At 65.0% G+C, this 8558-nt stretch carries 10 protein-coding genes; 6 read left to right on the top strand and 4 right to left on the bottom strand.

The window, feature by feature from the left end:
- Nucleotides 1-209: 209 nt before the first annotated feature.
- The gene (locus tag EOA28_RS15910) at nucleotides 210-1448 is read right to left on the bottom strand and encodes an MFS transporter (protein ID WP_128315039.1); all 1239 of its coding nucleotides are present in this window, start codon (nucleotides 1446-1448) and stop codon (nucleotides 210-212) included.
- Between the two features lie 96 nt (nucleotides 1449-1544).
- Between EOA28_RS15910 and EOA28_RS15905 the strand changes: the two genes are divergently transcribed.
- Nucleotides 1545-2453 carry a LysR family transcriptional regulator gene (locus tag EOA28_RS15905; RefSeq protein WP_127253387.1) on the top strand — a complete coding sequence of 303 codons (909 nt, stop codon included), beginning with the start codon at nucleotides 1545-1547 and terminating at the stop codon, nucleotides 2451-2453.
- Between the two features lie 12 nt (nucleotides 2454-2465).
- On the opposite strand, the gene EOA28_RS15900 is transcribed toward EOA28_RS15905, so the two are convergent.
- Complete coding sequence (locus EOA28_RS15900) at nucleotides 2466-2993, bottom strand: hypothetical protein (RefSeq protein WP_189342771.1); 528 nt, start codon at nucleotides 2991-2993, stop codon at nucleotides 2466-2468.
- 142 nt (nucleotides 2994-3135) lie between these two features.
- Here EOA28_RS15900 and EOA28_RS15895 point away from each other — a divergent pair, with 142 nt between their 5' ends.
- The 4 genes from EOA28_RS15895 (at nucleotide 3136) to EOA28_RS40220 (ending at nucleotide 6225) form a co-directional block, all read left to right on the top strand.
- Nucleotides 3136-3693 carry an isochorismatase family protein gene (locus EOA28_RS15895; protein ID WP_128315038.1) on the top strand — a complete coding sequence of 186 codons (558 nt, stop codon included), beginning with the start codon at nucleotides 3136-3138 and terminating at the stop codon, nucleotides 3691-3693.
- Between the two features lie 238 nt (nucleotides 3694-3931).
- Nucleotides 3932-4387 (top strand): GFA family protein, encoded by a 456-nt coding sequence (locus tag EOA28_RS15885; protein ID WP_127253385.1) that lies wholly within the window; start codon nucleotides 3932-3934, stop codon nucleotides 4385-4387.
- Nucleotides 4388-4678: 291 nt separating this feature from the next.
- A complete protein-coding gene (locus EOA28_RS15880; RefSeq protein WP_127253389.1) occupies nucleotides 4679-5887 on the top strand; it encodes an amidohydrolase family protein in 1209 nt (402 codons plus the stop codon).
- Nucleotides 5888-5970: 83 nt separating this feature from the next.
- Nucleotides 5971-6225: a DUF1127 domain-containing protein gene (locus EOA28_RS40220; RefSeq protein ID WP_245501528.1), complete on the top strand. Its 255-nt coding sequence runs from the start codon at nucleotides 5971-5973 to the stop codon at nucleotides 6223-6225.
- A 113-nt stretch (nucleotides 6226-6338) separates the two neighbouring features.
- Here the strand turns inward: EOA28_RS40220 and EOA28_RS15870 are convergent, their stop codons facing one another.
- A complete protein-coding gene (locus tag EOA28_RS15870) occupies nucleotides 6339-6632 on the bottom strand; it encodes an antibiotic biosynthesis monooxygenase (RefSeq protein ID WP_127253384.1) in 294 nt (97 codons plus the stop codon).
- 23 nt (nucleotides 6633-6655) lie between these two features.
- Complete coding sequence (locus EOA28_RS15865) at nucleotides 6656-6970, bottom strand: GYD domain-containing protein (RefSeq protein ID WP_126083289.1); 315 nt, start codon at nucleotides 6968-6970, stop codon at nucleotides 6656-6658.
- A 368-nt stretch (nucleotides 6971-7338) separates the two neighbouring features.
- On the opposite strand from EOA28_RS15865, the gene EOA28_RS15860 reads away from it, so the two are divergent.
- Nucleotides 7339-8538 (top strand): PLP-dependent aminotransferase family protein, encoded by a 1200-nt coding sequence (locus tag EOA28_RS15860; RefSeq protein WP_189342056.1) that lies wholly within the window; start codon nucleotides 7339-7341, stop codon nucleotides 8536-8538.
- The last annotated feature ends 20 nt before the right edge of the window (nucleotides 8539-8558 follow it).

Here is an 8558-nt window from a genome sequence, read left to right as displayed (position 1 = left end):
TCATCTCCCCTTCATGCCGGACATACGGAATCACCAACTCAGTTCCGTGCAAAGCCCTCCTTGTGGGAGAAGGTGGATCGGCGCGCAGCGCCGAGACGGATGAGGGGTGTTCCAGCGGAGTGAGACGTTGGCTTTCCCTGGAGCACCCCTCATCCGGCCGCTTCGCGGCCACCTTCTCCCACAAACAAGGGGAGAAGGGAAAGATTGCGCTACTCCACCCAATCCACCACCAGCGCCACCACCCCGAATACCGCGCCTGTCGCGCACACCGCGTTCCAGCCGGCCCACGCCCAGGCGAGGCCGGCCAGCAGCGAGCCGATCGCGCCGCCGATGAAGAAGATGCCGACGAACAGACCATTGATGCGGCCGCGCGCCTTGGGCTGCAGGAGATTCACCGCGCGGCGGCCCAGCGTCTGGTCGCCGGTGACGCCGATATCGAGCAGCACGGCGCTGACGCCCATGAGGATGAGCGGCAGCCACGCCCCGCCGGCCTTGGCCGCGCCCGCCCATGCGGCAAGCCCGAGCGCCGCGATCAGCACGAGATGGCAGAGGGCCGTGGCGGAGCGCGTAAAGCCGCGGTCGCCAGCGCGGCCGAAGACCGGCGTCACCGCCGCGCCCCCGGCGCCGACCAGCGCGAAAAGCGCGATGCCTTTCTGGCCTAGGTCGAAGGGCGGAGCGGCGAGGCGCAGCGCCACCGCCGTCCAGAACACGCTGAAGGCGGCCATCACCAGGCTCGCCGTGAAGGCGCGGCGGCGCAGCACCGGCTCTTGGCGCAGGAGCCGGACCAACGAGGCGATGAGCCCCGCATAGCGCGCCTGCGCCAGCGGCCGCCGTCTCGGCAAGGTGAGGCCGAGCAGGATGGCAAGCAGCGCCACCGCCGCGGCGCTGATGCCGTAGAAGGCGCGCCAGCCGAAAGCGTCTGCGACGAGGCTGGCGATCGGACGCGACAGCAGGATGCCGATCATCAGCCCGCTCATCACGTCGCCGATGACGCGCCCTTCCTGGCCCGGCGGCGCCAGCGAGGCCGCCACCGGCACCAGCACCTGGATGCAGGAACAGGCGGCGCCGAGGATGAACAGCACAACCAGCAGCGAGGTGGCGGACGGCGCGAAAGAAGCGACCGCTGCCGCAAACACGGCCGCGCACAGCATGCGCAGCACCAGCACGCGGTTCTCGACCAGATCCGACAGCGGCACCAGGAAGAACAGCCCGGCCGCATAGCCGAGCAGGGTGGCCATCGAGACCAGGCCGCTCTTCGATGCCGCGGCGCCGAGCGAGGGGCCGATCAGCCCGACCAGCGTCTGCGGCGCGAACAGATTGGTGACGATGATGCCGACCGAAGCGGCGAACAGCAGGGTCTGTGACCGGGTGATGGTGCTGCCGTCGGTATGTCGCGGCCGTTCGACGAGCTCGGCCGTAGTGATCCTCACATTGTCTGTTCCGTTCATGGTGGCCTCGCTGTCCGCATGTTTCGCGAGGAGTTTATTCGTAGCAATCATAATGCTACAATTGAAATGACCTGATAATGATTATGCGAGTTGCGCATGAACATCCATGACCTTGAAGCTTTCGTCGCCGTCGTCGAAACCGGCTCGATCGTCGGTGCTTCGGCGAGGCTCAACCTCACCCAGCCCGGCGTAACGCGTCGCGTGCAGAATCTCGAGGAGCGGCTGGCGACGCCCTTGCTCGACCGCCAGTCGAAGCCGCTCAAACCCACCGCGTCCGGTCGCGAGGCCTATGAGCATGGCCGCCGCGTTCTGCGCTCGCTGGAAGACCTGAAGGCGGGCGTCTCGCCGGCGGGCGAGGTGCGTGGCGAGTTTCGCCTCGGCATCATGCCCTATCTCTCGACCAGCGCGCTGTCCGAGCCGCTCGACAGTCTTCGCGCGGCCTTCCCGCAACTTACGTTGAAGATCACCTCGAGCCTCTCGCCGCGCCTGGTGGAGCAGGTGCTGCACAGCGAGATCGACGCGGTGGCCGTCTGCCTCGCCGAGGGCGTCGCGCCGACGCCCGAACTCGTCGGCGACGATCTCGGCGTGCAGGCGGTGCTGCTGGTGGCCTCGCCAAGCCTCGGCGTGCCGAAGCCGGCCGAGCTCGATGATCTCGCGCGCTACCCTTGGGTGCTCAACGAAACCGGCTGCGGCTTCCGCGCCTTCATCCGCCACCGTTTCGAGGCGGCGCGGCTGCCCTTCCATGTCGGCGTCGAGGCGCAGGGCGCGGATCTGAGAATGTCGCTGGTCGCTCGTGGCCACGGCATTGGCGTCGTCACGCCCGGCGCGCTGTCGGGCAGCCAATGGCGCGACGCGGTCGAGGTGGTCGACTGCCCCGGCTTCAAGCCGCAGGTCCGCTGCTGGCTGCTCCACCGCCCGCCGGCCGGCAGGCTGGCGCGCCCGATCGCGGTCTTCCGCGACGCGCTGGCCGAGGCGCTGAAGGGTCCGATGCCGCTGATGTCGTAAAAGCCAGGCGCGTTATCTCCCCCCTGACCGTGGAAAAACCGATCTCAGCATCTTGGCAAACCCAAGTGTTAGAGATTGCCAGAGGGAGCGGGCCGCAACGTCCGTCGAGTTCGCTATTTCCGGGTCTTGCGATCGGGGCAGGGAGGCGAGCCACGAATCCCAAAACTGCTGCTGCATGGAGACGAACACGGGCATCACATCGTAACCTTTGTCAAATATATTGACTAAGTCGCTCTCCTTGGGACGCTCCCCCGCTTTCACTTTGCAGACCACCAATCCACGACTCATCCCTGTCACGGTGCCTTCAGGGAAAACATTCGCGCTCGCGCCATAACAAAAGGGCAGTATTCCATCCACTTCGAGCTGTTTGCGGATTTGGCATAGGGCTTCGAAATAATCGTCTTCCTCGGCAACGATGACTTTGTCGCGATAGCTGCAGGTGAGCCTGCACCGAGTCCCCACATTCTGCGGCGTGAACACCGCCTGCTCGTCACCTCCCGTGCCCCCTCCGATCAGGAACACGGTGTATTGTTCATCCATTGTCATCCCCCAATCCTGTGATCACACTAGTTGCAATGATTTATCAATGCAACTGAAAATTGCGTATGTGTTGACGCGAGTTGCTGCTTGCTGGCTCCTGCCTCGGCCTTGACCTAGCCCACACCCACGTTATCCTCGCGCAATGCCGAACGCCGCTCCCTCCGCCGCCGCGCCGCTCATCGTCATCGACCTGCAGACCGGCATGTTCGACGGTCGTTTCGACCCGCCGATCCATGACGCCGACGCCATCGCCGAGCGCTCGCGCACGCTGATCGACTGGGCGCGGCGCTCCGGCCGCAAGGTGGCGTTCATCCGCCATGACGGGCCGGAGGGCGATCCGCTCGCGCCGGGCGCCTCCGGCTGGCCGGTCTGGCCGCTGCTCGGCCAGGCGGCCGACGAGCCGACCTTCGGCAAGAAAATCGGCAACGCCTTCTCCAATCCCGAACTCGCCGAATGGGTGGCGGGGCAGGGCGCGAAGGATGTCGTGCTCATCGGCGCCCAGACCGATTTCTGCGTCGCCGCAACCGTCAAGGGCGCCTTGGCCGAGGGCTTGGCCGTCACCGTGGTCTCCGACGCGCATTCGACGCTGGATTCGCTCGAGGAGAAGGCGCCCGACATCATCGCCCGCCACAATGAGGCCTTTGCCGGCCAGGGCGCGCGCATGACGACGACGGCGGAGCTGGTTGCGGCTAATAACTAAGGCCGCGTTCCTTCGCGCCCCCCTCTGTCCTGCCGGACATCTCTCCCACAACAAGGGGGGAGATTGGCTGTCCTGGCGCCCTGTTTTGTTCTGCGGCGTCGGAAATTGGCGAAAGCCAAGGCGACGTCTGATCTCCCCCCCAAGTGGGGGAGATGTCCGGCAGGACAGAGAGGGGCGCTGTCCCGCCGACATTTGTCAGTGAAGCCTCGATCAGACGATCCAACCCAAGGAGCCTATCTTGCCCGCCCTCGCTCTTCCCGCCGAAGGAGGTTGCCGCTGCGGCCGCGTGCGCCTGAAAATTTCGGCAAAACCGCTGCTCACCATGGCCTGCCACTGCACCGGCTGCCAGCGTATGTCGTCCAGCGCCTATTCGCTGAGCGCGGCGATCCCCTCGGACGGTTTCGAGATGACGAAGGGCGAGCCGGTGATCGGCGACCTGCATGGCGCCTCAAAACACTATTTCTGCGGCTACTGCATGACCTGGATGTTCACGCGGCCGGAAGGGATCGACTGGTTCGTCAATCTGCGCCCGACCATGCTCGACGACCATGCCTGGTTCGCGCCCTTCATCGAGACCTGGACGGCCGAGAAACTGCCCTGGGCGGCGACACCGGCCGTGCACAGCTACGAAGCGCTGCCTGCCTTCGAGGAATATGAGGGGCTGGTCGCCGAATACGCCGGAGCGCAAAAGTAAAACGGCGACCCTGGGCAAGGTCGCCGTCGCATTCTGTTCATGGTCGACGCGTCCGTTGGGGGCGCATTGTTGGGGATGTGCTTGGGCGTCCGCGTCGACCACGGCGGCCTCATACCGCAGACTTCACCATGGCACATTTGCCGCTCGCTGAAACTTACGCGAAAGCGGTATATAACAGGCGTTGTACTTGGCTTCTTCCACAACGGGAGAAGGCAAGGGCGAAACACTTTCTATCCAATCCCGCATTGACCTTGGCCAGCCAAGCGACGACCACTGATGCGTTCACTTTCAATGGGATGCATCTTGAACCAGACTCATTTCCTCAACGCCAGGCTCGCCGACGGCACGGTCGTTGATCTCACTGTCGAGGGCGGCCGCTTCAGCGCTGTGGCGCCTGCGGCGAACACGACGCCGCCGACGGACGGCGCCGTCGACCTCGCCGGACAGCTCGTGCTGCCAGCCTTCGTCGAGGGCCACATCCATCTCGACACCTCCTTCTACGGCGACGCCTGGCGCCCGCACATTCCCTGCACCAACGGCTTCGACGTGCGCGAGCGCGTCGCTTTCCAGATGCGCAACCTCGAGCAGGCAACACCCATGGCGGAGCGCGCGAAGAACCAGCTCGAGCTTTGCGTCGGCCATGGCAGCCTCGCCATGCGCAGCCATGTCATGGTCGATGCCGCGGTCGGGCTGAAGCATGTCGAGACGATCCTCGCCGTGCGGGAGAAATATCGCGACCTGATCGACATCCAGCTTGTCGCCTTCCCGCAGAGCGGCATCCTGTCCTCGCCTGGCACGGCGGAACTGCTCGACGAGGCGCTCAAGCTCGGCTGCGACCTGATCGGCGGGCTTGATCCGGCGAGCTTCGACCGCGACGTGAAAGGGCACCTCGATGTGATGTTCGGCCTTGCCGAAAAACGCGGCGCCGGCATCGACATCCACCTGCATGACCGCGGCACGCTTGGCCTCTTCGAGATCGAGGAGATCGTCGCCCGTGCCACGGCGTCGGGCATGCAAGGCAAAGTCGCCGTCAGCCACGCCTATGCGCTGGGCGACATCTCCGCCGATGCGTTGGCCAGGGCTGGCGAGAGGATCGCCGCCGCCGGCGTCTCCATCATGACCAACGCGCCCGGCGACCATGCCTTTCCGCCGGTGGCCGCGCTTCGCAAGGCCGGCGTCACCGTGTTCGCCGGTTCCGACAACATCCGCGATTCCTGGTGGCCCTATGGTGATGGCGACATGCTGAACCGCGCCAATATGATCGGCTATCGCTCCGGCTTCTACGAGGATCGGGAGTTGGAAACAGCTTACGACGTTGTGAGCCATGCCGGCGCCAAGGCGCTGGGGCTGGAGGGCTACGGCATCGCCGTCGTCGCCAAAGCCGATTTTGTCGCGCTGAGGGCCGAGCATGTCCCGGAAGCGGTGGTGGCGGTGCCGAAGGATCGCACCGTCTATCGCGCGGGCAAGGAAGTGGCGCGGAATGGCAAGGTGACCGCGTAGCACAACCGGGCGTGCGCCCTGGGGCCGCATGCTCGATCCCCCGAATTAATTTGCACACATATGTTTCAGGCTGCTCCGGCTTCGTGAGGCATTTCACCGTTCGCGCGCAATCCACCGGTTACAGACGCATTGCAAAAGCGGCGCCGGGTGAAGAGGAGGCGCCGGTTTTGCGCCGCCTATTTATGGGAGCTTTCCATGTCCGGATTCGCGCCGCCTTCGCGCAGGCCAGCAAGCGCCGCCGCACGACGCGCGAGCTGAACGAGCTGCCGCCCGAGATCCGCAAGGATATCGGCTGGCCGCAGGCCGCGCAGGACGACGAGATTCGGTTGCCGTTCTGAGACGAGCGCCAAGGCGCCACGCAGTGCGCCGGCTTCTCGCGGCGCTTGTTGTCGACGGCGCCGGCTGGCCGCGTAAGGCGGTCCGTCCGGCGCCAGACGGGGGCGCCTTCAGCCTATATCTCCGCAACGACCGAGCCGGACACCGGATCCGTCACGCCGAGATCGCTGCCCAGGTCTTCGAGCATATCGCGGAACGTGTCGAGAATGCCGATCATCATCGGGCGCGCCGCGGCGAGGCTGTCCATGTCGTTCCATTCGCCGACCATGCAGAAGGTGCGCTCGCCGGTCTTGATCAGGGCGCCCTTGCGAAAGCCCTTGGCGTTCAGCGAGACCTTTTCGTGTGCTTCGACGAAGGCCTTCTCCTTGCCCGGCTTGGTGCGAAAACGGACTACGTTATAGGCGGTCATGGCGTCCTCCCTTCGATGCGACATCAGCCCGCCGGCTTGTAGGCGCCGGCGGCCTTGTTGGCTGCCGCAATCACCGCCTTCATGTCGAGCTCTTCGAGAACGACGAGATCGCTCACCGAGCCACTCGCGCGCACGGCAAGCGTCATCCCCATCCCGGCAATCTGGTCCGGCACCTCGCCATTGACGATGACGTCATAAAGGCCGCGCGTGAACATCAGGCTGTTCATCTTCCCGCCCACGCTTTCAAACAGCGCCGCGATTGCAACTTCCCGGTTCGATCCTTGCATGAGCCCCTTGGCGGCATGGGGTTCGTAACTCGCCAGTATGGTAACCTTCATGGGATCCTCCTCCAGATATCACTGCCTCGGCCACCCAATGATGAGGGCAGCACGGACGTGCCTGTTTCTCCTTACATTTGACTGGTCTGTGGACCGCCTGGGCAACACGGCCGACGGCGGCTCAACCGCAGCGAGGCTCCGGCTTGGAGTAATATGCACCTTTTCTAATATAACGGCAATCTGCCATCCGCCATCTGCCGGGAGCCGATGACCGAATTTTCCATTAGCATTTGCGGAAATCCGTGGGCCAAATGTCGCCTCGCCTATGCGCCATGACCGTTTTGTGTATTCACGCGGTCGATGTGGCCTGATAATAGGTCAACCAAGCTGACCTAAATAAGCACTTCGGGAGGTGCGCCTTGACCCTGATGAACCTTCTGGCCTCGCGCTCGTCGCGCATGAAAGCCTCGGAAATCCGCGAGCTGCTGAAGCTGCTCGACCAGCCCGACATCATCTCCTTCGCCGGCGGCATACCGGATCCGTCGCTGTTTCCCGCGCAGGCCATCGGCGACGCCTACCAGGCGGTGCTGGGCGGCAAGGAGGCGGGGACCGCGCTGCAATACCAGGTGAGCGAGGGCTATCTGCCGCTGCGCAAATGGCTGGCCGCCTATATGGGCAAGCTCGGCGTTCAATGCGACGAGGGCAACATCTTCATCACCTCCGGCTCGCAGCAGGCGCTCGACTATCTCGGCAAGCTGTTCCTGTCGCCGGGCGACACGGCCCTGGTCACCTGGCCGACCTATCTCGGCGCGCTGCAGGCCTTCAACGCCTACGAGCCGCGCTATGACCGGCTGAACACCGCCGGCGGCAACATGACGCCCGAGGCCTACCGCGCCGCCGCGGCGGTGAATGGCGGTAAGGTGAAATTCGCCTATCTGGTGCCGGATTTCGCCAACCCGACCGGCAACACGCTGGACGTCAAGCAGCGCGAGGCGGTGCTCGACCTCGCCGGCGAGCTCGACATCGCCGTCATCGAGGACGCCGCCTATCGCGCGTTGCGCTATGACGGCGTGGGCGTGCCGCCGATCCTGGCGCTCGACTGCGCCCGCTCCGGCGGCATCGATCATGCCCGCACGCTTTATTGCGGGTCCTTCTCGAAGATCCTGTCACCCGGCATGCGCGTCGGCTGGGTTTGCGCGCCGCGCCATGTCGTGGAGAAGCTGGTGCTGATGAAGCAGGCCTCCGACCTGCACAGCCCCTCGATCAACCAGATGGTCATGCATCGCGTCGCCGACACCATCTTCGACGCCCAGGTGGAAAAGCTGATCGACGCCTACCGCAAGCGGCGCGACGCGCTGCTCGGCGCGCTCGAGGCCAACATGCCCGACGGCATTGCCTGGAGCCGCCCGGAAGGCGGCATGTTCGTCTGGCTGACGCTGCCGGAAGGCGCCGACGCCACCGAGCTTCTGGCGCGTTCGGTCAAGGAGGCGCGCGTCGCTTTCGTGCCCGGCAACGCCTTCTATGCCGACGGCACCGGCCGCAACACGCTGCGCATGTCGTTCACCCTTGCCGACGACCGCGCGGTGAACGAAGGCGTGCCGCGGCTGGCGAAGCTGCTGCGGGGTTAGGCCTTCTATCACCGCCGCCT

Origin of the sequence: Mesorhizobium sp. M2A.F.Ca.ET.067.02.1.1 (assembly GCF_004023285.1) — a bacterium.
Lineage (GTDB): Bacteria > Pseudomonadota > Alphaproteobacteria > Rhizobiales > Rhizobiaceae > Mesorhizobium.
The sequence above is the reverse complement of the archived record's forward strand: the minus strand, read 5'-3'. Positions and strand labels throughout refer to the sequence as shown.

Bases quoted from the DNA above. Each gene is read 5' to 3' on its own strand.
- EOA28_RS15880 (WP_127253389.1), top strand. From the start codon at position 4,679: ATGGGATGCATCTTGAACCAGACTCATTTCCTCAACGCCAGGCTCGCC.
- EOA28_RS15900 (WP_189342771.1), bottom strand. From the start codon at position 2,993: ATGGATGAACAATACACCGTGTTCCTGATCGGAGGGGGCACGGGAGGT.
- EOA28_RS15865 (WP_126083289.1), bottom strand. From the start codon at position 6,970: ATGAAGGTTACCATACTGGCGAGTTACGAACCCCATGCCGCCAAGGGG.
- EOA28_RS15860 (WP_189342056.1), top strand. From the start codon at position 7,339: ATGAACCTTCTGGCCTCGCGCTCGTCGCGCATGAAAGCCTCGGAAATC.
- EOA28_RS15895 (WP_128315038.1), top strand. From the start codon at position 3,136: ATGCCGAACGCCGCTCCCTCCGCCGCCGCGCCGCTCATCGTCATCGAC.
- EOA28_RS15870 (WP_127253384.1), bottom strand. From the start codon at position 6,632: ATGACCGCCTATAACGTAGTCCGTTTTCGCACCAAGCCGGGCAAGGAG.
- EOA28_RS15905 (WP_127253387.1), top strand. From the start codon at position 1,545: ATGAACATCCATGACCTTGAAGCTTTCGTCGCCGTCGTCGAAACCGGC.
- EOA28_RS15910 (WP_128315039.1), bottom strand. From the start codon at position 1,448: ATGAACGGAACAGACAATGTGAGGATCACTACGGCCGAGCTCGTCGAA.